The sequence below is a fragment of the Micromonospora sp. LOL_025 genome, from assembly GCF_048060285.1.
In the GTDB taxonomy this organism is placed as follows: domain Bacteria; phylum Actinomycetota; class Actinomycetes; order Mycobacteriales; family Micromonosporaceae; genus Micromonospora.
In genome coordinates this window covers 84058-110796 of sequence record NZ_JBHMIR010000012.1, presented here as the reverse complement: position 1 = coordinate 110796, position 26739 = coordinate 84058, and the positions used below count along the sequence as shown (strand labels likewise).

Annotated in this window: 22 protein-coding genes; 5 read left to right on the top strand and 17 right to left on the bottom strand. The window is 74.6% G+C overall.

Going from position 1 to position 26739, the window contains the following annotated elements; translation table 11 throughout:
- Window positions 1–14: 14 nt before the first annotated feature.
- Window positions 15–407 (bottom strand): hypothetical protein, encoded by a 393-nt coding sequence (locus tag ACFHW0_RS17455; protein ID WP_311413386.1) that lies wholly within the window; start codon window positions 405–407, stop codon window positions 15–17.
- A gap of 83 nt (window positions 408–490) precedes the next feature.
- Complete coding sequence (locus ACFHW0_RS17450; protein WP_416608892.1) at window positions 491–3490, bottom strand: hypothetical protein; 3000 nt, start codon at window positions 3488–3490, stop codon at window positions 491–493.
- A 345-nt stretch (window positions 3491–3835) separates the two neighbouring features.
- Here ACFHW0_RS17450 and ACFHW0_RS17445 point away from each other — a divergent pair, with 345 nt between their 5' ends.
- Window positions 3836–5185 carry an acyltransferase family protein gene (locus tag ACFHW0_RS17445; protein ID WP_416608891.1) on the top strand — a complete coding sequence of 450 codons (1350 nt, stop codon included), beginning with the start codon at window positions 3836–3838 and terminating at the stop codon, window positions 5183–5185.
- 73 nt (window positions 5186–5258) lie between these two features.
- Entirely contained in the window at window positions 5259–6647 is a 1389-nt protein-coding gene (locus ACFHW0_RS17440; protein ID WP_416608890.1) for an FAD-dependent oxidoreductase, read from the top strand.
- A gap of 435 nt (window positions 6648–7082) precedes the next feature.
- Here ACFHW0_RS17440 and tpx read toward each other — a convergent pair whose 3' ends face one another.
- From tpx to ACFHW0_RS17365, 15 genes are all read right to left on the bottom strand, one after another.
- Window positions 7083–7610 (bottom strand): thiol peroxidase, encoded by a 528-nt coding sequence (tpx, locus tag ACFHW0_RS17435; RefSeq protein ID WP_416608888.1) that lies wholly within the window; start codon window positions 7608–7610, stop codon window positions 7083–7085.
- Between the two features lie 176 nt (window positions 7611–7786).
- Window positions 7787–9022 carry an MFS transporter gene (locus tag ACFHW0_RS17430; RefSeq protein ID WP_416608886.1) on the bottom strand — a complete coding sequence of 412 codons (1236 nt, stop codon included), beginning with the start codon at window positions 9020–9022 and terminating at the stop codon, window positions 7787–7789.
- Complete coding sequence (gene treY / locus ACFHW0_RS17425; RefSeq protein ID WP_416608884.1) at window positions 9019–11340, bottom strand: malto-oligosyltrehalose synthase; 2322 nt, start codon at window positions 11338–11340, stop codon at window positions 9019–9021. The genes ACFHW0_RS17430 and treY overlap by 4 nt, the downstream gene beginning before the upstream one ends.
- Complete coding sequence (gene malQ, locus ACFHW0_RS17420; RefSeq protein WP_416608882.1) at window positions 11340–12842, bottom strand: 4-alpha-glucanotransferase; 1503 nt, start codon at window positions 12840–12842, stop codon at window positions 11340–11342. Before malQ ends, treY begins: the two co-directional genes overlap by 1 nt.
- Window positions 12823–14250: a glycogen synthase gene (locus tag ACFHW0_RS17415; protein ID WP_416608880.1), complete on the bottom strand. Its 1428-nt coding sequence runs from the start codon at window positions 14248–14250 to the stop codon at window positions 12823–12825. The genes malQ and ACFHW0_RS17415 overlap by 20 nt, the downstream gene beginning before the upstream one ends.
- Complete coding sequence (locus tag ACFHW0_RS17410; protein WP_416608878.1) at window positions 14247–14981, bottom strand: HAD family hydrolase; 735 nt, start codon at window positions 14979–14981, stop codon at window positions 14247–14249. Before ACFHW0_RS17410 ends, ACFHW0_RS17415 begins: the two co-directional genes overlap by 4 nt.
- Window positions 14981–15256 (bottom strand): MoaD/ThiS family protein, encoded by a 276-nt coding sequence (locus ACFHW0_RS17405; protein WP_416608876.1) that lies wholly within the window; start codon window positions 15254–15256, stop codon window positions 14981–14983. The genes ACFHW0_RS17410 and ACFHW0_RS17405 overlap by 1 nt, the downstream gene beginning before the upstream one ends.
- A gap of 14 nt (window positions 15257–15270) precedes the next feature.
- Window positions 15271–16044 carry a thiamine biosynthesis protein ThiG gene (locus tag ACFHW0_RS17400; RefSeq protein ID WP_416608875.1) on the bottom strand — a complete coding sequence of 258 codons (774 nt, stop codon included), beginning with the start codon at window positions 16042–16044 and terminating at the stop codon, window positions 15271–15273.
- A gap of 277 nt (window positions 16045–16321) precedes the next feature.
- A complete protein-coding gene (locus ACFHW0_RS17395; RefSeq protein ID WP_416608955.1) occupies window positions 16322–16921 on the bottom strand; it encodes a nitroreductase family protein in 600 nt (199 codons plus the stop codon).
- A gap of 240 nt (window positions 16922–17161) precedes the next feature.
- Window positions 17162–18358, bottom strand: a complete 1197-nt coding sequence (locus tag ACFHW0_RS17390; protein ID WP_416608874.1) for a M20/M25/M40 family metallo-hydrolase — start codon at window positions 18356–18358, stop codon at window positions 17162–17164.
- A gap of 356 nt (window positions 18359–18714) precedes the next feature.
- On the bottom strand, window positions 18715–19536 hold the full coding sequence (locus ACFHW0_RS17385) for a SigB/SigF/SigG family RNA polymerase sigma factor (protein ID WP_416608872.1): 822 nt from the start codon (window positions 19534–19536) through the stop codon (window positions 18715–18717).
- Window positions 19537–19716: 180 nt separating this feature from the next.
- Window positions 19717–20184 (bottom strand): MaoC family dehydratase, encoded by a 468-nt coding sequence (locus ACFHW0_RS17380; RefSeq protein ID WP_416608871.1) that lies wholly within the window; start codon window positions 20182–20184, stop codon window positions 19717–19719.
- Entirely contained in the window at window positions 20181–21353 is a 1173-nt protein-coding gene (locus ACFHW0_RS17375; protein WP_416608869.1) for an acyl-CoA dehydrogenase family protein, read from the bottom strand. The genes ACFHW0_RS17380 and ACFHW0_RS17375 overlap by 4 nt, the downstream gene beginning before the upstream one ends.
- Before the next feature lie 34 nt (window positions 21354–21387).
- Window positions 21388–22146 carry a 3-oxoacyl-ACP reductase FabG gene (gene fabG / locus ACFHW0_RS17370; RefSeq protein ID WP_416608867.1) on the bottom strand — a complete coding sequence of 253 codons (759 nt, stop codon included), beginning with the start codon at window positions 22144–22146 and terminating at the stop codon, window positions 21388–21390.
- A 15-nt stretch (window positions 22147–22161) separates the two neighbouring features.
- The gene (locus ACFHW0_RS17365; protein WP_121401385.1) at window positions 22162–23310 is read right to left on the bottom strand and encodes an acyl-CoA dehydrogenase family protein; all 1149 of its coding nucleotides are present in this window, start codon (window positions 23308–23310) and stop codon (window positions 22162–22164) included.
- An 89-nt stretch (window positions 23311–23399) separates the two neighbouring features.
- Here ACFHW0_RS17365 and ACFHW0_RS17360 point away from each other — a divergent pair, with 89 nt between their 5' ends.
- From ACFHW0_RS17360 to ACFHW0_RS17350, 3 genes are read left to right on the top strand one after another with little or no spacing between them, the layout of a single operon-like run.
- Complete coding sequence (locus ACFHW0_RS17360) at window positions 23400–24065, top strand: TetR/AcrR family transcriptional regulator (protein WP_121401384.1); 666 nt, start codon at window positions 23400–23402, stop codon at window positions 24063–24065.
- A gap of 48 nt (window positions 24066–24113) precedes the next feature.
- The gene (locus tag ACFHW0_RS17355) at window positions 24114–25532 is read left to right on the top strand and encodes an aldehyde dehydrogenase family protein (RefSeq protein ID WP_416608864.1); all 1419 of its coding nucleotides are present in this window, start codon (window positions 24114–24116) and stop codon (window positions 25530–25532) included.
- On the top strand, window positions 25529–26602 hold the full coding sequence (locus tag ACFHW0_RS17350) for an alcohol dehydrogenase catalytic domain-containing protein (protein WP_416608862.1): 1074 nt from the start codon (window positions 25529–25531) through the stop codon (window positions 26600–26602). Before ACFHW0_RS17355 ends, ACFHW0_RS17350 begins: the two co-directional genes overlap by 4 nt.
- The last annotated feature ends 137 nt before the right edge of the window (window positions 26603–26739 follow it).

The window sequence follows — 26739 nt, the reverse complement described above, 5'->3', positions numbered from 1 at the left end:
GCCGCGTGGGCGGGTCAGCAGGTGATGCGGACCTCGGGAGAGGTCACGTAGGCCATCATGTTCGGGTCCCAGACGACGGACCGGTAGCTCCGGGTGCCGCTGCCGTGGCACGGAAGTTCGAGCCGGGTCACCGACCCGGGTTCCATGTAGCGGTCCAGCACCGTCCGCCAGCCGGTGTCGGTGGATTCGTAGCGCATCAGCCAGAAGACCGCCAGGACCACGCAGTCGTTGGTCGCGACGCTCCGGACCATCACGCCGCTGGGGCTCTTCTCCGGGGTGCTCGGCGCGCTGATGCAGCTCGGCGGTTCCGCAGCCGCCGCCGCGGCGGCGGCCGGGGCCGAGCCGACCGCCCCGACGGCGAGGACGACGGCCAGCGTCAGCGACAGCCATCTCGATATCGTTGCCATGTTTCCTCCTCCTGTCCGGCCGGCCGGCCGGCTCCCGCACCGGGGCGCGGGAGCGGCGGCCGGCCTGCCCGTGTCGTACCGGATCACCTACTGAACCGGTACGCGTCGACGATGGTCTGGTCCAGCCGGTTGCCGTGCGAGTCGACCAGGGTGGCGCGCAGCGACACCGTCCGGGTCCCCTTGGGCGTGTGCACCACCGCGCGGTAGCCGCCGTCACGCGCCGGCACCACCGGGGCCTTGCGCCAGGTGCGGCCCCCGTCGACGGAGATCCGCACGGTGAGCTGCCGGACGCGACCCACGCGGGCCCCCGGCTGGGACATCACGGACACCGGCAGCAGGGTCACCGGCGCCCAGCGGGCGACGTTGTGGTCGTCGACCGTCGGCTTGTACCGGACGAGCCACAGCGGGAAGATCTCGTCGGCGGTGTCCGACCGGAACGTCCACGTCGCGTCCACCCGCGTCGACAGGGGGGAGTACGACGGACGGCTGGTCCGCTTCTCCACGCGGAACGTCGCGGGCCCCGGCGGCACCGTGCCCTCCAGGTTCCCGGCGCCGGAGGAAGCCACCAGCCGGCCGTCGCGGTACATCCGGGTCGTCGCCGCGTCGGTCAGGGAGCCGGCCCGGTGCCCGTCCTGGTCGGAGTACATGGGGACGCCGAACCAGACGGTGTCGCCGCTCCGGCCGGCGTGACCGGGGAAGTCGAACATCGGCCCGAGCACCGACGCGTTCCACCGGTCGGCGTGCCGCTGCCCGACCTGGTACGACTGGTTTGCCTGGCCGAAGGCCGTGATCTCCTTCGGTAGCCCGTCCTCGCCCGGGACGTTCTCGCCGAAGGCGGCGCTCCACACGGTGGCACCGCCGTCCAGCAGGTGCGTCGTGCGTGCCGGCAGCCGGTACGGCAGCAGCGGAGTCAGCACGCCGACGACGCCGGGCACGGTGGGGAACATGGCCTTGGTCGCCGCGCGGCCAGTCACCTGGGCGACCATCCGGCTGTCCAACGTCGCCAGGTCGCGATCGGCCACCTTGCGCTGGAAGCCGGTGAAGAAGCCCCCCGGGCGGGTGTCGAGCAGCCCGTAGGTGTACGGGGTGTCGCGGAAGTCGCCCGCCGGGCCGGGCACGGCCCAGGTGGAGTGCAGGTAGCCGGTCATCCGCTCGGCGGGCAGGTCGGGGCCGATCTGCCCGGAGCGCAGGCCGTTGAAGCCGTTGAGGGCCAGGGCGAGGGCGAACCCGGTGCCGTCCTCGGCGCGCCGGTCGAAGCCGAGGTCGACCACGGCTGTCCGCGCCTCGGGGCGGGGCACGGTGGTGCGTACCGGGGCGGTCCGCCGGGCGTCCACGGTCACCGTGGCGTCGGCGTCGAGGGCCAGCTCCGGCTGGACGAGGCGGTGCCAGGTCGAGTCGGTGTCGCCGAAGTCGACCACGTCGCCGACGAGGACGTAGCTGCCCTTCGGCAGCCGGGCGGTGGCGGTGCCGTCCTCGCCGTACAGCAACGCCCTCAGCTCGCCGGTGAGGTCCAGCACCATGGTCTCGGCCCGGCCGGTGGGCCGCCCGTCCGGCCCGAGGTGCCGGACGGTGAGCGTGTGGCTCTCGACCTCCTTCTCCACCTCGACGCGCGAGCGCACGGCCAGGTCGGGCGCGCCCGCCGGGGTGGCGGTGACGGTGCCCGTGTAGCGGCCGTCGGGCCCGTCGTGGCGGGTGTCGGCGGTGACGGCGACGCCGGCCGACCCGCCCGCCGGCACGGTCACCGTGGTCGCGTCGAGCCGCAGCGCCCCGGCGGGGGCGGGCGTGCCGTCGGGGCCGGTCAGCGCGACGTCGAGCCGCAGCTCGACGGGCCGGTCGCCGTGGTTGTGCCAGGTGAGCGTCCGCTGTTGCGGGCGGTCGTCGGCGTGCGGCCACTGCTGCACCCCGAAGGCGAGCGAGGCCGTGGCCGGGAGCACGTTCCGCCGGGCCAGCGCCGCCGCGTCGAGCGCACCGTCCACCGCGGAGGCGGCGAGGGCGGCGCGGAGCCGGTCCACGGACCAGTCCGGGTGACGCTGGGCGAGCAGTGCCGCGCCCGTCACCGTGCCGGCCGGCAGCCCGGTCGCACGCCCGGCGGCCCCGTCGTGGGTGGCGATCGCTCCGGCAGCCCCGTCCGCTGCGGGAGCCAGCACGAGGGCCCCGGTGCGGTCGCCGATCCGTTCGATCGCCCGGCCGAGCGGGCCGGTGCCGAACTGCTCCGCGCCACCGACGCCGAGGTCGACGACGTCGGCCCGGCCGGCGGCCCACTCCAGGCCGGCCAGGATCGCCGACTCCGGGCACCGGCCGTCGTCGTCACAGACCTTGCCGTCGAGCAGCGTCGCCCCGGGCACGGCGGCGGCGGTGCGGGTGCCGTGTCCGTGCCGGTCACCGGTGCTCGCGCCGGCGAAGACCTGCCGACGCGCCACCCGGGCGGCCGGCCTGGCCCGCTCGGCGTCGACGCCGGTGCTCAGCACGGCCACGGTCGGCGCGGCGCCACCCGCCGACAGAGCCGGGGGCAGTTCGGTGGGCGGCGCCGGCACGGGCGCCGGGGTCAACGGCCTGTCCAGCCAGATCCTCTCGATGCCTGCCCGCTGCTCGCGAATCGCCGACCAGGCCGAGGCGGCGTCCGTCTTGGCCACGGTCACCGCGCTCATCCCGGCTACGGCGAACCGGCCGGTCGTGCGCAGCCCCGGCCCGGTCAGACCGGCCGCGGGATCGGCGCCGCGTCGCGACACGATCAGCGGCAGCCCGGGGCTGCGGGCGTCGTCGTAGCCGGCCCGGACCAGCGCCGTGACGTCGAACAGGCGCCGGTCCAGCAGCCCGGCGGCGACCAGCGGGCGGGCGTCCTCCGGGAGGACCGTGCGGTGCCCGCCGGCGCGGTGGCTGGTGAAACGGGTGCCGGCGCGGCCCGGGGCGGCGGTCACGGTGACCCGCGCGCCGTCCGGGGAGACGGTGACCCGGTCACCGGTGATCAGGGTGACCCGATGGTCGGACTGGCTGGCGGGCGCCGGCGCGGGTTCCGCGTCTCCGCCCGCGACCGCGGGGGTCTGCTGCCCGGTGATCACCAGTACTGCCGCCAGGGCCGCCACGCTCCCGACCGCGACGGCCCTTCGGCCGCGCCCTCCGCTACCGGTTGCCGCACGTTTCTCGCCCACCCTGTGTCCCCTCCGCCGCTTCGGTCCGCCGCACGTGCGGCGGTCATCGGTGGTGCCTGGTCATCAGGGATCGTCGTCCGGCCCCTCTGGGCCCCGCATCTCCCGTCGTGCGCTCATCCCGTCGCCGGGCGCGGGGTTGCGCACGGTGGAAGGTGCGCCGGGTCCGGCGGAGCAGCACGATCCGACAGTGGAGCGGACGGACGCGCCGGGGCGCCCGGATCTGCCGAGGCAAGGCTCAACAGATCCTTTTCGGACAGTACGGGCGCGTGAGGAGCGACTATGACAACAGTGCGAGGGGACACGCCGGGGACGACATCCGCCATCGGCGAGCGGGCCCGACCGAGGATCTTCTTCCCCGAGCTGGAGGGCATGCGCGGGGTCGCCGCCGTGATGGTCATGCTGACCCACATCGCGCTGACCACGGGCATGATCGCCTCCGACATGTACGGCGCGGCCGGCAACCCGGTCGCCGGACCGATTTTCAACACCATGGACGTCGGCCTGCCGATCTTCTTCGTCCTCTCCGGGCTGGTGCTCTACCGGCCCTTCGCGCTGGCCACCCTCACCGACCGGCCGTCGATGGCGCTGAAGCCGTACTTCTGGCGGCGGGCCCTGCGGATCCTGCCGGCGTACTGGGCGCTGGCCGTGACGGCGCTGCTCGTGCTCAACGCCGACGCCCTCACCGGGCTGTGGTACGTGCTGCGCTCGCTGCTCGTGCTGCACGTCTACCAGCCGAACGCGATGCCCACGGGCATGGAGCAGACGTGGAGCCTCGCGACCGAGGTCGCGTTCTACGTCACCCTGCCGCTGCTGGCCTGGGCGTTGCGCCGCTGGGCGGTACGCGCCGCCGACCCGGGGACCCGCGCGAGGCGGCTGCTGGTGCCACTGGGCGCGCTGGTGCTGACCGGCGCCGGCTTCGCCGTGTACCACCACCTGCCCTCGATGGGCGCCTTCCCGGTGCAGCATCTCTGGCCGACCGAGTACATGGGCTACCTGGCGGTCGGCATGATCCTGGCGACCCTCTCCGCCGTCGCCGAGGTGACGCCCGAGCGGACGCCGACCGCGTACCGATTCCTCATCCGGCACCCGGGCGCCGCGTGGATCGGCGCGGCGCTGGCGTACGCGGCGGCCTGCTCCCCCCTGGGCGGCCCGAACGAGATGAACTACCCGCCGCTGGGCTCGGCGATGGTCGACCACACTCTCTACCTGGTCATCTCCCTGCTGCTGGTGGCGCCGCTGACCCTGCCGGCGGGCCGTCCCGGCTACATGCGGGCGGCCCTGTCCAACCCCGTGCTGCGCTTCCTCGGCCGGATCTCCTACGGGGTCTTCCTCTGGCACGTCTTCTACCTGTGGGTCTACTACGGGGCGACCGGCACTCCGCTGGGCACCGGCAACTTCTGGCTCGTCACCGCAGCGGTGACCGGTGCCAGCGTGGTGACGGCGACGCTGAGCTTCTACGTGGTGGAGCGCCCGGCGTCGGGGCTGCGGCCGTGGTTGGGCCGGGCGCCCGTGGACCCGGGGGCCCAGGCGCCGAAGACGGTACGCGAGCAGCTCCCGGCCGGCCGCGAGGCGGCGCGGTGGGCGCCGCGCAGCACCGAGCCGGCCGCCCCCGCAGTAGCGGCCGAGTGAGAGCGACCGCAGACCGGCACCCCCTGTACCGGGCGGGAGGTCCGTCCGGCGGCGAACCGAGAGGAACCACACGATGAGCGACACCGCGAGAGGCCGGGCCGTCGTCCTCGGCGCGAGCATGGCCGGGCTGTTCGCCGCGAAGGTGCTCGCCGAGGCGTACCGGGAGGTGGTCCTGGTGGACCGGGACCGGCTCGCCGACGCGACCGAGGTGCGCCGCGGCGCACCGCAGGGGCGGCACCTGCACGGCCTGCTCGCCCGGGGTCAGCAGGCCATCGAGGAACTGCTGCCCGGTTTCACCGACGAGGCGACCGCGGCCGGCCTGCGCTCGGGCGACCTGGGCACCCAGATTCGCTGGTACTTCAACGGCCACCGGCTGAAGCCGGCGGAGACCGGTCTGCTGGTGGTCGGGGGCTACCGGCCGGGCATCGAGGCGCTGGTGCGGCGCAGGGTGCTGGCCCTGTCGGGGGTGCGGCTCGTCGAGGACGCCGACGTCGTCGCCCCGGTCGCCACCGCCGACGGCAACCGGATCACCGGCGTACGCATCTACCACCGCAGCGCCGACGTCGCCGAGGTGATCGACGCCGACCTGGTGGTGGACGCCACCGGCCGCGGCTCCCGGACCCCCACCTGGCTGACCGAACTCGGCCACGGCCCGGTGCCGGAGGAGCGGATCAAGATCGGGCTCACCTACACCAGTGCGCGGTTCCGCTTCTCCCACGACCCGTTCCACGGCGACGTCTCGATCAACCCGGTGGCCACCCCCGCCCATCCGCGCGGCGCGTTCCTCGCCACGCTGGGCGGCGACGCCGGGCTGCTCTCGCTCACCGGCATCCTCGGCGACGAGCCCCCGACCGACCGGGAGGGCTTCCTGGCGTACGCGGCCTCGCTGCCCGTGCCCGACATCATCGACGCCGTCCGGGACGCCGAGTTCCTCGACGAGCCGGCCTCGTTCCGGTTCCCGGCCAGCGTCCGGCGCCGCTACGAGCGGGTGTCCCGGCTGCCGGAGGGGCTGCTCGTGGTCGGCGACGCGGTCTGCACGTTCAACCCGGTCTACGGCCAGGGCATGACCGTCGCCGCCCTGGAGGCGTTGGTCCTGCGCCGGCACCTCGCCGGCGGTGGGGCGCCCCGGCCACGGGCCTTCTTCGCCGACATCTCCCGGCAGCTCGACGCCCCGTGGGAGGTCGCCGCCGGCGGCGACCTGGCCCACCCGCGGGTGGAGGGCCCGCGCCCGTTCAAGGTGCGGATGGCCAACGCCTACATCGCCCGCGTGCACGCCGCCGCCACCCGGGACAGCCGGGTCACGGACGCCTTCCTGCGGGTGGCCGGGCTGATCGACCCGCCGCAGGCGATCATGCGCCCCTCGGTGATGCTGCGCGTGCTGCGGGCGGGCAAGCAGCCGGCCGGCTCCGTCGCCACCCCGTCCGGCCCGGTGGCCCGTCCCCCGGCACGCGACCGCGGCTGAGGCGGGTCCACACCCGCGGGGATCGCTGCCGTTCACCCGCTACGGCCCGTCGTGCCGGCTCATGCCGGCACGACGGGCCGATTCCGGGGCGCCGCTTCCGGTGGGCCCCACCCGACGGGCCGATTCCGGGGCGCCGCTTCCGGTGGGCCCCACCCGACGGGCCGATTCCGGGGCGCCGCACCCGTCGGGCCGCACCCGTCGGCCGCCTTCGACGGGGACGGGGACGCGGCCGGTGGGCGCACCCGGTGGGGACGCGGTCGACGCGCGCGTGACCGGAAGCGCGAGGCCCGGCGCGGGCGCGCGCACGGCCGCAAACGGGAGCGGTGCCGGTGCCGGTGCCGGTGCCGGTGCCGGACAGGGTTACGCGGTGACCACGACGTACCGACGTCGTGGTCACCGCGTTCGTGTGGTGGTGGGGTGGCGACCCGGGGCGGTTCAGCGGGACGACGCCGTCCTCGCCGCGGCGATCGCCTCCTCGTAGCGCGGGTGCTCGCCGACCTCGCGCACGTACTCGACGTGCACGACGCGGTCCTCGGCGTCGACCACGAAGACCGCCCGCGCGAGCAGCCGGAACTCCGCGATCACCACGCCGTAGGCGAGCCCGAAGGACAGGTCGCGGTGGTCCGAGGCCGTCCGGACCCCCTCGATGCCGGCGTTGCCGCACCATCTGGCCTGTGCGAAGGGCAGGTCCACGGAGATGGTCAGCACGCTCACCCCCGGCAGGGCGGCGGCCTCCTCGTTGAACCGCCGCGTCTGCTGGTCACAGACGCCGGTGTCGAGCGACGGCACCACCGACAGGATCCGCACCGTACCGGCCGACGAGGCCAGGTCGACCGGCGAGAAGTCGTTGGCCAGCGCGGTGAAGGCAGGCGCGGGATCACCCACGCGCACCTCCGGCCCGAGCAGCGTGACCGGGCGACCCCGGAACGTCGTGACGCCGGCACGTTCCAACGCGACTGTCATCAGGTTCTCCTAGCGTCCAGCGGGAGGTGGCTTGTCGGCCGGCACCGGCGGAACCCACCGGGCACCGGCGGCCCCAGGGGCGCGGCCGGCACCGGGCGGTACGAGGCCCGCGCCGCACCCAGCATCGTCCGCCGCGCCCGACGGCCGCACCTTCGCGCGTGCCGCGTCGCGCCCGGTCAGCGCACCGCGTCGGCGTGCTCGGCGGCGGTCGCCGGCTCCTCGGCCGGCGGCCGGCGGCGCAGCATCGGCACCGGGATCAGGGAGACGACCCCGGCGGCGACCGACAGCACCACGTAGTTGGTGGTCGCCAGCACCACCCCGGCCACCACGCTGGCCACGGCCGAGGCGGCCCACACGAGGGCGTCCACCCGGCCCTGCACCGCCCGCCGCGCGGCCGGGGTCAGCGCCTGGGTGAGCAGGGCGCTACCGCCGACGAAGGTGAGGTTCCAGCCCCAACCGAGCAGGAAGAGCGAGACCACCAGGCGGGTGAGGCCGCTGCTGTGGGCCGCCGGCCAGGACGCCACCACGACGGAGGTGACCAGCAGGCCGATGCCCATCAGGACCGCGGCCCGGCCGCCGAAGCGGTCCGACAGATAGCCGGAGAGCGGCGCCAGCGCGAACATGCCGATCATGTGGCCGCTGAGCACCACGCCCACCGCCGTGAGGCCGTGGTGGTTGCTGCTCATGTGCAGCGGCGTCATGGTCATCAGGGCGACCATGGCCAACTGCCCGGCGATCATGGACACCAGCGCGACGGACACCACCGGGTGCCGCCACACCTGCGCCGGGGTCGGATCGGAGGCGCCGCGCCGGGCCGCGGTCCGCGACCGGGGCATGGCGGCGGAGGCGAGCACGCAGATGCCGGCCGCCAGCAGGGCCACGAGGAACGGCCCGGCCAGGTCCGGCAGGCCCAGCCGGCTGGCGGCGTTCGCGCTCGGATCCATCAGGTTGGGCCCGAAGACCGCCCCGACGGTGCCCGCCCAGACGATGACCCCGACGGCCAGCCCCTGCCGGCGGGGCGGGTACAGGTCCGCCGCGCAGTACCGCGACAGCTGCGCCCCGCCGTTGCCCACCCCGAGCAGCACCATGCCGAAGATCAGCAGCAACACCTGCCCGGAGGCCACCGCGGCGCCGGACACCGCCGCGCCCACGATCGCGACCAGGTAGCCCAGCGACAGCGCGGAACGGGTGCCCCGACGCGCCATCAACGCGGCCAGCCAGAGCGTGCCGGCCGCCGTGCCCAGCACGCCGGCCGCGTTCGGCACGCCGCTCCAGGTCTCGGTCAGCCGCTCCGCGCCGATCAGCGTGGACGCCGTGCTGGCCCCCACCATGGAGGTGTTGGTGGCGGCCACCCCACCGAGCAGGGCCGCCATCGACCGTCGCCGGCCGGTGGTTTCCACGTCGACGCTCATGATCCTCTTTTCTTGACGAGCAGTGCCACCGGCAGGCGGCCGAACAGGTCCTCGACACGGGGTGCCGACGAACGGACCGGGGCGCCGGTGAGCACGTCCACCCAGCCGTCGGCGTCACCGGGCAGGGGTACCACGGTGTCGGCCCAACCGCCCCGCTCGGCGAGCCGTACGGGCAGCCGGGTGGCCAGCGCCACGACGCCGCAGTCACCGCCGCGCGAGAAGCCGACCAGGTGCTCCGCCGCGCCGCCCTCCGCACGGGCCGGTCGGTAACCGCGGAACAGCCCCGGACGGTCCCGGCGCAGCCGCAGCACCCGGGAGGTGACCAGCAGCTTGGCCGCCCCCGTGGCGTCGACCGGCGGCGTCCGTCCCGCGTCGATCTCCGCGAGCAGCCGCCGGCGGGCCGCGAAGTCCACCGGCCGGCGGTTGTCCGGGTCGACCAGCGAGTAGTCCCACAGCTCGGTGCCCTGGTAGACGTCGGGCACCCCGGGACCGGCGAGCTGGAGCAGCTTCTGGCCCAGCGAGTTCGACCAACCGGGCGCGGCGATCCGGTCGACGAAGGCACGGACCTCCGCCGTGAGGGACTCGTCGGCGAACACCCGGGCGGGCCAGCTCGTGACGCCGTGCTCGTAGTCGGGGTCGGGATCGTGCCAGTTCGTGCGGATCCGCGTCTCGCGGGCGACCTTGAGCAGGTACGCGGAGAGCCGCTCGGGGCCGATCGGCCAGGCGCCGAGCAGGGTCTGCCACGCCAGCGGTTCGAGCAGGGGGTCGCCCAACGGCTGCCGGGCCGACCAGCGGCGGAAGCGCTCGGCGTACGCCTCCGGCAGCTCGCTGAGCACCGCCAGGCGGGCCCGTACGTCCTCCGACCGCTTGGTGTCGTGGGTGGACAGGGTGGTCATGGTGGCGGGCCAGCCGGCCTCCCTCGCCGCGTTCGCCGCGTGCAGCTCACCGGGCGACACCCCGAAGCGGCCCGGGTCGACGCCCACCTCGTTGACCGCGACCAGGCTGTTGTGCCGGTAGATCGCGGTGTCCTCGACGCCCTTGGCCATCACCGGGCCGGTCGCCTGCTGCACCCGCACCGCGAGCGGGCCGGTCGGCCGGGCGACCATCTCGTCCCGCACGGCGGTGAGGACTTCGCGCAGCCCCGGCCGGCGCCGGGCGGCCCGCTCGACCGCCTCGTCCAGCGCCCAGCGGTGCTGCGGGAGATAGGACCGGTAGACGGGGAACTCCACCAGCAGGGCCCGCACGGCGTCCGCGCGGTCGGCGGCCGGGCAGCGGGGCAGCAGCGCCGCGACGAGCGCCTCCACCCGTCGCGCCTCGGCGACCAGCATCGTCGCGACGACCTGCTCGCGCGCCTCGCGTACGACATCGGCCAGCGCGGTGCCGGTCAGGCCGGCCGCCTCGGTGAGCCGCTGCCGGCCGCTCGGGGCGACGAAGACGCCGGAGATCTCGGCCAGGGCGTCGTAGCCCGTGGTGCCGTCCACCGGCCAGCCCGCCGGCAACTCCTCGCCGGCGCCCAGCACCTTCTCCACGACGATCCACGCCCCGGGCGCCGCCGCGCGCAGCCGCCGTAGGTAGCCCGAGGGATCCGCCAGGCCGTCCGGATGGTCGATCCGCAGCCCGGTGACCTGCCCCTCCCGCACCCAGCGCAGCGTCTCGGCGTGCAGCGCCTCGAACACCTCCGGATCCTCCGTGCGCAGGCAGGCCAGGGTGTCGATGTTGAAGAACCGGCGGTACGTCAGGTCGGCCGCCCCCCGGCGCCAGGACACCAGCCGGTAGTGCTGCCGGCCGTGCACCTGCGTCACCGTGCCGTGCCCGGTGCCGGGCGCGAGCGGGAACCGGTGCTCGTGGTAGACCAGCGAGTCGTCGGCGAGTTTCAGTTCCCCCTCGGCCGCCGCGCCGCCGTCGCCGTCGTCGCCCAGCACGGGCAGCAACAGCGGCCCCGCCGACCAGTCGACGTCGAAGAACCGGGTGAAGCGGGACTCGGGCCCGTGCCGCAGCACGTCCCACCACCAGGGGTTGGCCGCCGCGTCGGCGACGCCCATGTGGTTGCAGACCACGTCGACCACGAAGCCGAGCCCGGCCTCGGCGAGCCGGCCGGCGAGCGCGAGCCGGGCCCGCTCGCCGCCCCGGCCCGGGTCGGCACGTGTGGGGTCCACCAGGTCGTAGCCGTGCGTCGAGCCCGGCGCCGCCGCGAGCAGCGGGGAGGCGTAGAGCGCGCCGACACCGAGGTCGGCCAGGTAGTCGGTCAGCGCGACGGCGTCGGAGAGGCCGAGATGGGGACCGAACTGGAGACGGTACGTGGAGGTCGGTGCCGCCATCAGCCGGTGAACCCCCTGGCCCGTCGGGTGGACGCCCGCCGGTCCCGGCCGTACGTCTCGGTCAGCCGGCGCAGCCGGAACTCCAGGCCCGGGGTCAGCGCCTCCATCCGGAACCGCCACCGCCAGCTCCCCTCGGCCTGCCCCGGCACGTTCATCCGGGCCGTGGGGCCCAGCTCCAGCACGTCCTGCAACGGCAGGACGGCGAGCTCGGCCACCGACGCGAAGACCGCCCGCGCCATCGACCAGCAGATGCCGTCCGGCACGCCCCCGAGGTAGCGCTCCACCCGCAGCCGCTGGTCGGCGCTCGACTCCTCCCACCAGCCCAGTGTGGTGTCGTTGTCGTGCGTCCCGGTGTACGCCACGCAGTCGGTCGGGTAGTGGTGCGGCAGATGCTGGTTCTCGTCGCCGGCGAAGGCGAACTGGAGCAGCCGCATGCCCGGGATGCCCGCGTCGATGCGCAGCTGCTGCACCTCGGCCGAGGCCGGTCCCAGGTCCTCGGCCAGCATCACCACCTCGCCGAGCTCCTTGCGGACGGCCTGGAACAGCGACGGGCCCGGCCCGTCGCGCCACTGCCCCGCACTCGCCGGCCGGCCCTCCGGCACGGCCCAGTAGCGCAGGAAGCCCCGGAAGTGGTCGAGCCGGATCATGTCGTACAGCTGGGTCATCCGGCGGATCCGGTCGACCCACCAGGCGTACTGGTCCTCCGCCATCAGCTCCCAGCGGTACAGCGCGTTGCCCCAGACCTGGCCGTCGGTGCTGAACTCGTCGGGCGGGAACCCGGCCACGGCGGTCGGACGACCCGCCGCGTCGAGCTGGAACAGCTCCGGAGCCGCCCACGTCTCGCAGCTGTCCGTGCCGGCGAACATGGCCACGTCGCCGATCAGCTCGATGCCGAGCCGGCGGGCGTGGTCGCGGACGGCGGTGAAGTGCGAGGCGAAGAGGTACTGCTCGAAACGGTAGTAGTCGAGGCGGTCCCGCTCGGTGTCGTCGAGCCGGGCCAGCGCGTCCGGGTCCCGCCGGGCCAACGGCGCCGGCCAGCTCGTCCACGGCCCGCCGTGCCGCTCCCGCAGGGTCATGTAGCGGGCGTAGTCGTCCAGCCACCACGCCTGTTCCCGGGCGAACGCCTCGCTGCCGGCGGTCGGCGTGAACGCCGCGTACGCCCGGGCCAGCAGGTCGGCCTTGACGGCGCCCGCCGCCGGGTAGTCCACGGTGTCCGGCGGCAGCGCCGGCACGGCCGCCAGGTCGGCGGCGGTGAGCAGGCCCTCGTCGCGCAGCCGCTCGACGCTGACGTAGAGCGGGCTGCCGGCCAGTGTGGAGCTGGCCTGGTACGGGCAGCCGTCCGCGCCGACGGGGTTGAGCGGCAGCATCTGCCACACGCTCTGCTCGGCGGCCGCGAGGAAGTCCAGCCACTCGATCGCGGCCGGCCCGAACTCACCCACCCCGAACCGGCCCGGTAGTGAGCTGGGATGCAGCAGGATCCCGCTACGTCGGTTGACCGGCACCCGAGTCGTCCTCCCGTCCTGTCCCGTGCGCCGGGGCGCCGGCGGGGGCCGGCACGCGCACGTACAACTGCTCGTACCGCTCGGCGGCCTCGTCCCACGAGAACCGGGCCCGCATGCCGCGCTCCCGCAACCGCGCCCACGTCTGCCGGTCGGCCCAGCGCGCGACCACGTCCGCGAGCAGGTCGACCAGGTCGGGCGCGCGGTAGCCGTCGAACGAGAAGCCCAGCCCCGTCGCGGCGACCGTCTCCGCCATGCCGCCGACCCGTCGCACCACGGGCACCGACCCGTAGCGCAGCGCGATCAGCGGCGCCAGCCCGCACGGCTCGAACCGGGAGGGGGCCAGGAAGGCGTCCGAGCCGGCGTACGCCAGCCGGGCGATCGCCTCGCCGCTGTCCGGGTGGTAGGCGACGTGCGGGTGGTAGCGGGCGGCGCGGCGGAACGACCGCTCGTACTCGGCGCCGACGCCGACGACGACGAGTTGCAGGCCGAGGGCGGCGATCTCGTCGATGCCCTCCAGCAGCAGGTCGACGCCCTTCTGGTCGACCAACCGGCCGACGAAGGCGAACAGCGGCACGTCCGGATCCGTCGCCAGGCCGCTGCGCTGCTGGAGCGCGCGCTTCGCCACCGCCTTGCCCGCGAGGTCGTGCACGTCGAAGCGGGCCGGCAGGTGCGGGTCGGTGGCGGGGTCGAAGTCGTCGTAGTCGACCCCGTTGCGGATCCCGTGGTAGTCCTCGCCCCGGGCGCGCAGCAGCCCCTGCAGCCCGACCCCGTGCGCGGGGGCGAGCGTCTCGTCCCGGTAGCGGGCGCTGACGGTGGTCACCGCGTCGGCGTACCGGATGCCCTGAGCCAGCAGGTTGCCCGTGCCGTAGCGGGTCAGGTCCAGCTCGTCGGCCTTGTCGTGCGGGAACAACCCCTGGTAGGCGAGGTTGTGGATGGTCATCACGGTCCGCGGCGCCGCGTCGAGGGTGCGCAGGTACGCCGGGACGTGCCCGACGTGCCAGTCGTTGCAGTGCACCGCGTCGGGCGGGCTGGCCGACCGGACGGCCAGCTCGGCGACCGCCCGGGAGAACAGCACGAAGGACGACAGGTGCTTCTCCACGTACCCCTCGGGACGCTGCCAGTCGGGATGCTGCGGCGTCCGCAGGGTGAGGTACCGGACGCCGTCGTGGTCGCCCAGGTCGTCGACGGTGAACTCGGCGCGCGCCGAGCCCGCCGCGACCGCCACCGTGCCGACCCGGCGGCCGTCCGGCAGCCCCGCGTAGCCGGGCAGGAACAGCCGGACGTCATGCCCCCGGCCGGCCAGCGCCCGGGGCAGGGCCCGGGCGACGTCCCCGAGGCCACCGACCTTGACCAGGGGCGCCACCTCGGAGGTGGCGAAGAAGACCCGCAGCGGGCGGCCGGCGCTCACGCCGGCGTCCCCGACAGCGTGGCCGGCCCCGCGGCCGTGGACAGGCCGGCGATCGGGGCACCGGCGAGGCGCAGCTCGACCGTGCCGGCGCCCCTGGCCACGCCCAGCGCGGTGAGGTCCGGCGCGGTCCAGGTAGCCCCGGCGGCCCGCAGGGCCGGCGGGTCGCCGACGCCGACGGTCACCGCCCCGGCGGACGAGGCCGCGCGTACGCCGCTGGGCGCGTCCTCGACGACCAGGCAGTCCGCCGGCGCCAGCCCGAGCCGGCGCGCCGCGAGCAGGTAGCAGTCCGGTGCCGGCTTGCCGCGCGCCGTCTCGCCCCAGGTGACCATGGCGTCGAAGGCCGCGGCGACGCCCAGGTGCTCCACCACCCGGCGGGCCCGGCGCGCGGACGCGCCGGTGACCAGCGCGAGCCGGACACCGGCGCCGCCGAGCGCCGCCAGGATCTCCCGGGCGTTCGGCACCTCGACGAACGCGAGGTCGGTCTCGGCGACCCGCACCCGGCGCAGGATAGCCTCCCGCGTGTCGGGGTCGAGGTCGCCGAAGAGCGCCGAGACCGAGTGTTCCGGGGAGCAGCCGAGCACGTCGTCGCGGATCGCCGACGCGGACAGCGCCCGATCGTGCTCGGCGGCCAGGCCCCGCCACAGCGACAGGATGGCCTCGGTCGAGTCGATCAGGACACCGTCCAGGTCGAACAGGACACCGGCGAAGACAGGGACCGGTCCGGACGCCATCAGCCCCCCGCCACGGCGGGCAGGATGGTCAGCGAGTCGCCGTCGCGCAGGCGGGAGTCGAGCATTCCGCTGGTACGCACGTCGACGTCGTTGATGTAGAGGTTGACGAAGCGGCGCAGCTGCCCGTCCTCCCCCATCACGCGGCTGCCCAGCCCCGGGTGCCGGGCCTCGAGGTCGGCCAGCACCTCGGCGACGGTCGAGCCGTCCGCGGTCACGTACTTGCTGCCACTGGTGTAGTTGCGGAACACGGTCGGGACGCACACCTCGACGGCCATGGTCGGCTCCTCGGTCAGTAGGGGATCTCGTCGCCGGGCATGGCACCGGCCAGGTACGACAGCCGGCCGGCCTCCACGGCGTGCTTCATCGCCCGCGCCATCAGCATCGGCTCCCGGGCCTTCACCAGGGCGGTGTTGACCAGGACCGCCGCCGCCCCGAGCTCCATCGCCAGAGTGGCGTGCCGGGCGCTGCCCAGGCCGCCCTCGACGACCACCGGAATGTCGACCGTGTCGATGATCTGGCGGATCGGGCCGGGGTTCGGGATGCCGTGGCCGGAGGCCACGGGGGCGCTCATCACGCGCAGGGACGCGCAGCCGAGCGCCTCCAGCTCCTTGGCGACGGCGAGGTCGGGCAGGATGAACGGCATGACCTCCCAGCCCTGCTCGCGCAGCTGGGCGGCGACCTCGACGGTGGCGCGGTTGTCCGGCTCGTTGGTCCGGCCGCGGACGTCCAGCTTGAACACGGTGATGCCGTAGGCGTCGTGCAGGATGCGTACGGTCTTCCACGCGCTCTCGGCCGACCGGGCGAACGAGGTCGTGCCGATCCACAGGTACTTCTCGATGGGGATCTCGTCGGCCAGGTCGGACAGCAGGAGACTCGAACGGTTGTTGTCGGGGTCCACGGTGGTGATGAAGACCTGCGAACCGGTCGCCTCGAGCACCTGACGGATCACCGACGGCGACGTGTACTGCTCGATACCGACGAGCAGGCGCGAGGTCAGCTCCGTGTCGCCAAGCCTGACCCATGCGTCCCGGAGGCCAGCGACCTCCATCGAATCCACGGACATGTACACCCTTTCTGGTCGAGCCGGGCACGACCGGCGGCGGAGAGCGTCAGCCCGGGCCGGGGTGGGGGCGGGGCCCCCGAAGCCCGCGAAGACCCGGACGCACCGCCGGCCGGTAGATCACCGATCGGTCCGTCACAGGAGTTGCGAAGAGAATCTTGGTTGCCACGGCGCAGCGCGGCATCTTCCAACGTGCGGCGCTTTGTGACGCCCGGGTCATTGATTGTTGACGACGACGGTGATATCTGGTCGCGCCCCCGGCGGCCCGGACGACGGGCCGTCACCGCCGGATGAGGACCTCCGGCAGCGGCTTGCGGACCAGGTCCGGCACCGTCGCGTCGGGCGCCGGGTAGCCGACCGGCATGACCAGGTACGGGCGCTCCTCCGGCGGCCGTTCGCACACCTCGTTGAGGAAGCGCATCGGGCTCGGCGTGTGCGTCAGGGTGGCCAGGCCGGCGTGGTGCAGCGCCGTGATCAGCACGCCGACCGCGATGCCCACGGACTCCTTGACGTAGTAGGGCTTCGGGGTCCGGGGGCCCTGGTGCACCTCGAACACCACGATCACGACCGGCGCCACCTCCAGGAAGGGCTTGTGCCAGTCCGTACCGATCGGGGCGATCGCCTCCAGCCACTGCACCGACGCGCGCCGGGCGTAGAACTCGCGCTCCTCGGCCTCGGCTGCCTCCCGCAGCCGACGCTTGCGGGCCGCGTCGGTGACCACGACGAACCGCCACGGTTGCAGGTTGGCGCCGCTCGGCGCGGTCGCCGCCGCGCGGATCGCCTCCTCGATCACCTCCATCGGCACCGGCCGGGGCGAGAAGTGCCGGATGGAGCGCCTGGCGGCCATCCGGTCGGCGAAGGTGCGCGCGTCGCGCACCATGTCCCCCGCCGCCGCCGGCGGCGAGTCGGGTCCGAGGTCACCGGTCATTCCAGCCATGAGAGCCTCCCGCGTGATCGACGGATCCAGCATCGCCCAGCGGCACCGGGCGCGTTTACGCAACCGTGCGGAACTTCGGCCCCGACGCCGGTCCCGTCATCGAGGACGTCACCGTCCGCGAAGGGTTGGAGGCCCGGCCGCGTGGAGCGGGAGGGCGGGACGCCGCGCGGGCGGGTGGGCGACTCACCCGTCCGTCGACGAGCCCTGCCCGGCGGGTACCGCGCCGAGCGGTCGGTGCTCCCCGGCGGCCCCGGCCGGGCCGGGCGTGGCGAGGAGCCGGGCCGTCAGGGCGGCCAGCAGCGCGGTGCGCTCCGGCATCCGCGCGACGTCGACGTACTCGCCACGCGCGTGCGGCAGGCCCCCCACCCCGCCGAGCCCGTCCAGGGTCGGTACGCCGAGGGCGCCGGTGAAGTTGGCGTCGGAGGCGCCCGGGGCGGCGACGCCGCGTACGGCCGGCAGCCCGAGGTCCGCCGCCACCGACTGCGCGATCCGCAGCAGCGGCGTCGACACGGAAGCCGGCAGCGGGTACCGGTTGATCCCGCCGCTGACGGCCAGCCGCGCGTCGGGCAGCCGGGGGGTCAGTTCGCGGACCAGCCGGTCCACCCGGTGCAGTTCCTCGCGGGTCCAGGCCCGCACGTCGACACAGAGGACCGCGGACTCGGGCACCACGTTCGTCATCGTGCCGGCGGTGAGGGCCGTCGGGGTCACGCTCGTCTCCCCCGCGGCGAAGGCCTGCACCGCGAGGACGTGGTGCGCGAGTTCGACCCCGGCGTTGACGCCCCGGTGCGGTTCGACGCCGGCGTGCGCCGCCCGGCCCCGCACCGTGATCCGGTAGACCGAGCCGCCCTTGCGCGCGACCTTCAGGTCGCCGCCCTCGGTGCTCGGCTCGCCGACCAGCACCGCCCCGGAGCGCCGGGCCTGCTCCTCGATCAACGGCCTGGAGGTGGCCGACCCGCTCTCCTCGTCGCAGGTGAGCAGCAGCCCCACCCGCGAGGTGTCCGGCAGCAGTTCCAGCGCGGTGAGCATCTGCACGATCCCGGCCTTCATGTCGCAGACCCCGGGGCCCGTCGCGGTGCTTCCGGTGATCGTGAAGGGCCAGTCCCGGATGGCGCCCGCCGGCCAGACCGTGTCGTAGTGGCCGAGCAGCAGCACGCGCTGGTCGGGGGCCGCCCAGAGCAGGTGCGGCAGTCCGTCGAGGACCACACGACGCCCCCGCCGGCCCAGCGCGGCGTCGCCCCACGCCTCGAGCAGGTCGGCGCAGGCGGCCAGTTCCCGGCCCCGCCCCGGCGGCGACTCGCAGGTCACCAACCGGCGCAACCGCGCCGTCATCACCGCCGCCCGGGCCTGCGCCCCACGCCGAAATACATCGACATCCACCATGGTCTGATGGTGGCACCGCCGCCCCCGGCGACCACAGGGCGCGACGCCGAGACCGCACGGACGCGGTGGTGCGGCACCCAACACGGCACCCTGGAAGACAGGGCCACGGGGGGACCGGCCGATCGCCCTCGGTTATGGGGCGGACCGGCCGGGTACCCGGTGCGGCGGAAGGCCCGTCGGACGGCGGCGGCCAGGTCGGGGACCCGTCCGGGCCGGGGGCCGCGACACCGGGCCGGCCACCGGCAGCGACGATCCGGGAAGCACGGACTCGTCCGCCCCGCCGGGTACGGCGGGGCGGACGAGGACGCTACGCCCAGGCGGGACGGCGACGGTGCCGCCGCGCCACGGGGATGTCGTCAGCGGCTGCCCTCGAGCTGGCCGCGCAGCTTGCCCAGCGCGCGGGCGAGCAGGCGGGAGACGTGCATCTGGGAGACGCCGACCTGCGTCGCGATCTCGCTCTGGGTGAGGTTGCCGTAGAAGCGGAGGGTGAGGATCTTCTGCTCCCGCTCGTCGAGGGTGGCGAGGGCCGGGCCGAGGGCGACGCGCAGCTCGGCCAGCTCGAACTCGCCGTCCTCGGCGCCCAGGGTGTCGCCCAGCTCGGTGGCGCTGTCGCCGTCGCCGATCGGGGTGGACAGGGAGACCGCGTTGTAGGCGCGGGCGCCTTCGAGCCCCTCCAGGACCTCTTCCTCGGTGACGCCGAGGTGGGCGGCGATGTCGGCGACCGTCGGCGCGCGGTTGAGCGTCTGGGTGAGGGTGCCGTTGGCCTCGGAGATGCGCAGCCGCAGCTCCTGGAGGCGGCGCGGCACGCGGATGTTCCAGGTGCGGTCGCGGAAGTGACGCTTGATCTCACCGAGGATCGTCGGGATGGCGAAGCCGGCGAAGTCCACGCCCCGGGAGGCGTCGAACCGGTCCACGGCCTTGATCAGCCCGAGGGCCGCGGTCTGGGCCAGGTCCCCGTTGGGCTCGCCGCGCCCGCTGTAGCGGAAGGCGAGGTGGTGGGCCAGCGGCAGCCACGCCTCGATCACCCGCGCCCGCAGCGCCGGCCGGTCGGGGTGCCCCTCCGGCAGGGCGGCGAGAGCGGCGGTCAGCTCGCTCGCGCGGGTCTCGTCACCGGAGACCGTGGTGGCGGCGTCGGTGGTGGTGGTGGTGGTGCTCGGCGCGGTCGTCGTGGTGATCATGCTGCCCTTCCTGTCCCACAGATGCGGCGACGCCGGGAACCGACGACCGCAGTGCCATCACCCTAGACCAACGGCCGTCGCCATATCAACCGAACGGACGATGGATAAAAGCGACAGAAACCCACTAACGAGGCGCGAAGGGTGTGGCCCCCGCCACGCGCGGCCGGCACCGGCCGGCGCTCAGGAGGCCGGCGGCCCCACGTAGAGCCGACTCACCGTCTCGGCGACGCAGACCGGCTTGCCGCCGACGTCGCACTCCACGGTCGCGGCGGTGACCAGCTGCACCCCGCCGGCCACCGGGGACACCTCGGCGATGGTGGCGACGGCCCGGACCGCCGTGCCGACGCGCACCGGGGCCGGGAACCGCACCCGGTTCAGCCCGTAGTTGACCCCCATCCGCACGCCCCGCACCCGGTAGAGCCGGCCCACCAGCGCCGGCAGCAGGGACAGGGTCAGGAAGCCGTGCGCGATCGTGCCGCCGTACGGGCCGGCGGCGGCCCGCTCCGGGTCGAGGTGGATCCACTGGTGGTCGTCGGTGGCGTCGGCGAACAGGTCGACGCGCCCCTGCTCGATCCGCTGCCACGGCCCCGGGCCGAGGGTCTCCCCCACCGCGGCGGCCAGCTCGTCGACGGAGTCGAAGGTCCTCATGCCAGTTGCCCTCCCAGTCGGGTGTAGCCGCGCAGCAGGTCACGCGCGATGATCAGCCGCTGCATCTCGTCGGTGCCCTCGAAGATCCGGTAGAGCCGGACCTGCCGGTACCACCGCTCGACGGGCAGTTCGCGGGTGTAGCCCATGCCGCCGTGGATCTGCAACACCCGGTCGACCACCCGGTTGACCATGCCGGCGCCGTAGAGCTTCGCCATCGAGGAGGCGTGCCGCGGGTCCATGCCCTGGTCGACCGTCCAGGCCGCCCGCAGGATGAGCCAGCGGGCCGCCTCCAGCTCGGTCTCGGAGTCGGCGATCATCCACTGGATCGCCTGGTTGTCGCCGATGGGCCGGCCGAACGTCTGCCGGGTGGTGGCGTGGTCGATGGCCATCCGCAGCGCCCGCTCGGCGATGCCGACGGCGTGCGAGGGGATGGTGTAGCGGCCCTTGCCGATCCACTCCATCGCGAGGGTGAAGCCCTGGCCGGGCTCGCCGAGGATGTTGCGCTCCGGCACCCGTACGTCGTCGAAGACCAACGCGGCCGGCCCGCCCTCGCCCATGGTCTGGATGAACTCCGAGCGCCAGCCCATCGCCCGGTCCACCAGGAAGGCCGTGGCGCCGCCGTTGCGGGCCCCCTTCTCCCGGTCGGTGACCGCGATGACGATGGCGAAGTCGGCCTCGTTGCCGCCGGTGATGAAGGTCTTCTCGCCGTTGAGCACCCAGTCCCCGCCGTCGCGGCGGGCGCTGAGCCTGATGTTGGCCGCGTCGGACCCCGCGCCCGGCTCGGTGATCGCGAAGCAGCTGCGCCGCTCCCCCTCGATCGTCGGGATCAGGAACTCCCGCCTCTGCGCGTCGTTGGCCCGGAACAGGATGTTGTCGGCCTCGCCGCCGAAGCGGAACGGCACGTACGAGCGGCCGAGTTCGGTCCAGATCAGCGACTGGGTGACGGCGGGCAGGTCCATGCCGCCGTACTCCTCGGGGGTGGCCAGCCCCCAGAAGCCGAACGCCCGCGCCTTGAGCTGCAACTCGCGCAGCTCGTCGGGCTCCAGCCCGGGCCGGTGGGCGCGTTCGCGCCGCAGCAGCTCCGGCTCCAGCGGCATGACCTCCCTGGTGATGAAGTCGCGGGCCGTGTCGCGGATGGCCCGTTCGGTGTCCGAGAGCGCGAAGTCCATGTCCCCTCCGGGTCGGTGCGGTGGTGTGCGCGGCTCAGCGCGCGCCGCCGTTGACGTACAGGGTCTGGCCGCTCACGTACGAGGCGTCGTCGCTGGCCAGGAAGGCGATGACCGAGGCGATCTCGGCCGGCTGGGCGACCCGGCGCAGCGGGGTGTGCTCGGCGACAGTCCGCTGGTGGGCCTCGGGGCTGCTGCCGACCCGCTCGGCGGTGGCGGCGGTCATCGCGGTGGCCACGTAACCGGGGGCGACCGCGTTGACGGTGACGTTGAACGGGCCCAGCTCGACGGCGAGGGTGGCGGTTAGGCCCTGCACGCCGGCCTTGGCCGCCGCGTAGTTGACCTGGCCCCGGTTGCCCAGCGCGGAGCGGCTGCTGAGGTTGACGATCCGGCCGTAGCGGGCGGCCACCATGTGCTCCTGCGCCGCCTGGCAGCAGAGGAACATGCTCGTCAGGTTGGTCCTCAGCACCGCCTCCCACTCGGGCAGCGGCATCCTGAACAACAGGTTGTCGCGGGTGATCCCGGCGTTGTTGACGAGCACGTGCAGCCCGCCGTACGCCTGGACCACCTGCTCGGTCATGGCGGCGACCGCCTCGGCGTCGGTCACGTCGCAGCCGATGCCGACGGCCCGGCCACCGGCGGCGGCGATCTCGTCGGCGACGGCCCGGCTGCGCCCGGCGTCGAGGTCGACCACGGCGACCGCCGCGCCCTCGGCGGCCAGCCGGTGCGCGGTGGCCGCGCCGATGCCCTGCGCGGCGCCGGTGACGACGGCGACCCGGTCGGCGAATCTGGTCACGGTTTCTCCCTGGCTCTAGAAGGCGTTGACGCCGGTGAGCGCACGTCCGATGAGCAACTGCTGGATCTGGCTGGTGCCCTCGTAGAGGGTGGCGACGCGGGCGTCGCGCAGGTACTTGCCGACGGGGTACTCGTCGATGTAGCCGTACCCGCCGAAGACCTGGACCGCGTTGTTGGCCGCGCGGACGGCGGCCTCGCTGGCGAAGAGCTTGGCCATCGACGCCTCGGTGGCGAACGGCTGGCCCCGGTCGATCAGGTCGGCCACCCGCCACACCAGCAGCCGCGCGGCGTCGGTGTCGACGGCGATGGCCGCGAGCAGTTGCTGCACGAGCTGGTGCCCGGCGATGGGCTTGCCGAACTGGGTGCGCTGGCCGGCGTAGCCCACGGCCGCGTCCAGGCAGCCCTGGGCGATGCCGACGCAGCCGGCGGCCACGGACATCCGGCCCTTGGCCAGGGTGGCCAGCGCTAGCCGGAAGCCGGCGCCCTCCTCGCCGAGGAGGGCCGACTCCGGCACCCGTACGCCGTCGAAGCGCAGTTCCCCGGTGGCCTGCCCGCGCAGGCCCAGCTTGCCGTGGATCTCCCGCCGGGTCAGGCCCGGCGCGTCGGTGGGCACCAGGAAGGCGCTGATGCCCCGGTGTCCCGGGCCGCCGGTGCGGGCGAAGACCAGCGCGACGTCGGCCGTGGTGCCGTTGGTGATGAACATCTTCGCGCCGGTGATCAGCCAGTCGGTGCCGTCGCGGACAGCCCGGGTGGTCAGCGCGGCCGCGTCGGAGCCGCTGTCCGGCTCGGTCAGCGCGAAGCAGCCGAGGGCGGCGCCGGAGCAGAGCCGGGGCAGCCACTGCTCCCGCTGGGCCGGGGTCCCGTGCGCCGCGACGGACTTGGCGACCAGCCCGAGGGAGACCGAGACGATGCCGCGCACGGCGGAGTCGCCCCGGCCGAGTTCCTCCAGCACGAGGCAGTAGGAGAGGTGGTCTCCGCCCGAACCGCCGTCGTCCTCGCCGATGGTGAGCCCGAGGAAGCCGAGGTCGCCGAGCTTGCCGACGATGTCGGGGTCCACGGACTCGCGGCGGTCCCAGGTGGCCGCGTGCGGCGTCACCTCACGGTCGACGAAGTCCGCGGCGAGCCGGCGGACCGCCGCCTGCTCGGCGGACAGTTCCAGATCCATGAGGCTTAAACTAGCGGTGCAAGTTTAATTCCGTCCAGACCCGGTTGTGGCAGAGTCTGCGACGGACCACCCGAGCGAAGGAGGACCGGATGCCCCGGCCGCGGCAGGCGCTGCTCAGCCGGCAGCGGATCGTCGAGACCGCCGCCGCGCTGATCGACGCCGAAGGGCTGGAGGGCTTCTCCACCCGCCGGCTCGCCGCCGAACTCGGGGTACGCGGACCCTCGCTCTACAACCACTTCGCCACCAAGGACGAGATCCTCGACGCGGTGGCCGACAGCGTCACCGGCCAGGTGGACGTGTCGTTCTTCGGCAGCGTCGACTGGCGGGAGGCGCTGCGCCGGTGGGGGCACTCCTACCGCGCGGCGCTGGCCGCGCACCCGAACATCGTGCCGTACCTGGCCCGGGGGCCGGGGCGCCGGCCGGCGGCGCTGGCCATGGCCGACGCGGTCTACGGCGGACTGGTCGCCGCCGGCTGGCCGCCGGCCCGGGCGACGCACATCGGTGCGCTCATGCGCTACTTCGTGGCCGGCTCGGCGCTGGGCTCGTTCGCGCGGGGGTTCGTCGAGGACCCCGGGCTGTACGCGGAGCAGTACCCGCACCTGACCCAGGCCCACCGGCTGGCCGAGCACCAGCAGCGGGTGGACGAGGGCGCCTTCGCGCTGGGCCTCGACGCGCTCATCCACGGCCTGTCGCGCACCTACGAGGAGCACATCGGGCCGCTGCCACCCCTCCCGCCGGCCGACGACGCGTACTAGAGTCAAAACTTGCGCTGCTAGTTTTGGCCGACGTACGTGAGGGGCACGATGGATCTCGCACGGACCGACTTCTACCTCGACGGACAGTGGCTCGCCGCCGGCTCCGGGGAGACCGTCGCGGTGCGGAACCCGGCGACCGAGGAGGTCGTCGCGACCGTTCCGGCCGGCACGGCGGCCGACGTCGACCGCGCCGTCGCGGCGGCCCGGGCCGCCTTCCCCGGCTGGGCCGACGCCGCGCCCGCCGAGCGGGGCGCCCGCCTCGACCGGCTGCACGCCGCGCTCTCCGCCCGGGCCGACGAGATCGCCCGCACCGTCGCCCTGGAACTCGGCACCCCGCTGAAGGTCGCCACCCGGGTCCAGGCCGGCCTGCCGCTGACCGTCCTGCACAGCTACGTCGAGCTGGCCGCCAGTCCTCCGGCGGACGAGACCGTCGGCAACTCACTGGTGGTCCGGGAACCGGTCGGCGTGGTCGGGGCGATCACCCCGTGGAACTACCCGCTGCACCAGGTCGTCGCGAAACTGGCCCCGGCCCTGGCCGCCGGCTGCACGGTGGTGCTCAAGCCGAGCGAGCTGACCCCGCTGACGGCGTACCTGCTCTTCGAGGCGATCCACGAGGCCGGCTTCCCGCCCGGGGTGGTCAACCTGGTCACCGGCACCGGCCCGGTGGTCGGCGAGGCCATCGCCGCGCACCCGGACGTCGACATGGTCTCCTTCACCGGCTCGACGGCCACGGGCCGGCGGATCTCCCACCTCGCCGCCGACCGGATCGCCCGGGTCGCCCTGGAACTCGGCGGCAAGTCGGCCAACATCGTCCTCGACGACGCCGACCTGGCCACGGCCGTGAAGGTGGGGGTCGGCAACGCCTTCCTCAACTCCGGCCAGACCTGCACCGCCTGGACCCGCCTGCTGGTGCACCGCGACCGCTACGACGAGGCCCTCGACCTGGCCGCCAGGGCAGCGGCGGGCTACCGGCTCGGCGACCCGTTCGACCCGGCCACCCGGCTCGGCCCGCTGGTCTCCGCGGCACAGCGGGAGCGCGTCCGCGAGCACGTCGCCCGAGGGCTGGCCGACGGGGGCCGGCTCGTCGCCGGCGGGCCGGACGCCCCGCTGCCGGAGCGGGGATACTTCGTCGCCCCGACGGTGATCGCTGACGTCGACCCCGACAGCGCGCTGGCCCAGGAGGAGGTCTTCGGCCCGGTCCTCGCGGTCATCCCGTTCGACGACGACGACGAGGCGGTGGCCGTCGCCAACAACTCCCGGTACGGGCTGGCCGGCGCGGTCTGGTCGGCCGACGGGGAACGGGCGCTGCGGGTGGCCCGGCGGATGCGCACCGGCGCCGTCGACGTCAACGGCGCCCCGTTCAACCCGCTCGCCCCGTTCGGCGGCTACAAGCAGTCCGGCCTCGGCCGTGAGCTGGGCCGGCACGGGCTCGAGGAGTTCCTCCAGGTCAAGGCCATCCAGCGATGAGGGCGCTGGTCGTCCGGGCCGTCGACGCCCCGCTGCTGGTGGAGGAGATCGAGCTGCCGGAACCCGGCCCGCACGAGGTACGGGTCAGCGTCCGGGCGGCCGGCGTCTGCCACTCCGACCTGTCCATGGTCGACGGGACGCTCGCACCGCCGTACCCGCTGGTGCTCGGGCACGAGGCGGCCGGGGTGGTGGTCGAGGTGGGCGACGCCGTCACGCGGGTCGCGCCCGGCGCGCACGTGGTGCTGAACTGGGCCCCGCCGTGCCGCGGCTGCTGGTACTGCGCGCGGGACGAGCCGTGGCTGTGCGAGCGCACCGGGTCGCCCTCGGCCCCCCGTGGACGTACGCCGGCCGGCGAGGCGCTGCACGTCACGCTCGGCCTCGGCGCCCTCGCCGAGGAGGTGGTGGTGCCGCAGGACGCCGTCATCGGAGTCCCGGCGGAGCTGCCCTTCGAGGCGGCGGCGCTGCTGGGCTGCGCCGTGCTCACCGGCGTCGGCGCGGTCCGCCGCACGGCGGGGGTGGCCCCCGGCGAGTCGGTGGCCGTGATCGGCCTCGGCGGGGTGGGGCTGTCGGTGGTCGCCGCCGCGCGGGCCGCCGGCGCCGACCCGGTGCTCGCCGTCGACGTCTCCCCGACCAAGGCGGCGCTGGCCACGGCGGCCGGCGCCACCGACTTCCTGCTCGCCGACGATTCGCTCAACCGGGCGGTACGGCAGCGGACGGAAGGTCGGGGCGTCGACCACGCGCTGGAGTGCGTCGGGCGGGCGGCCACGATCCGCACCGCCTGGCGGGCGACCCGCCGGGGTGGACAGGTGACCGTCGTCGGCATGGGGGCCAAGGACGACATCGTCGGGCTGGGCGCGCTGGACATCTTCCACTCGGCCCGGACCCTGCGTTCCTCGGTCTACGGCTCCTCCGACCCGGACCGGGACGTACCCGAGCTCGCCCGGTCCGTGCTCGACGGCACCCTCGACCTCGGCTACCTGATCACCGACCGGACCACCCTCGACGGCGCCCCCGAGGCCTTCGCCCGCATGTCCCGCGGCGAGGGCGCCCGCACCGTGATCCTCCCCTAACCCCCCACCCCACCCCCTCCCCCTCCGCACCCCCACCGGCGTCGATCATGGACTTGTGGTGGGCGATCAGTGCCCCTTCGCGGCTTTCGCGGGGCACCACAACTGCATGATCGGCGCCGGGCCGGGTGGGGGCGGGG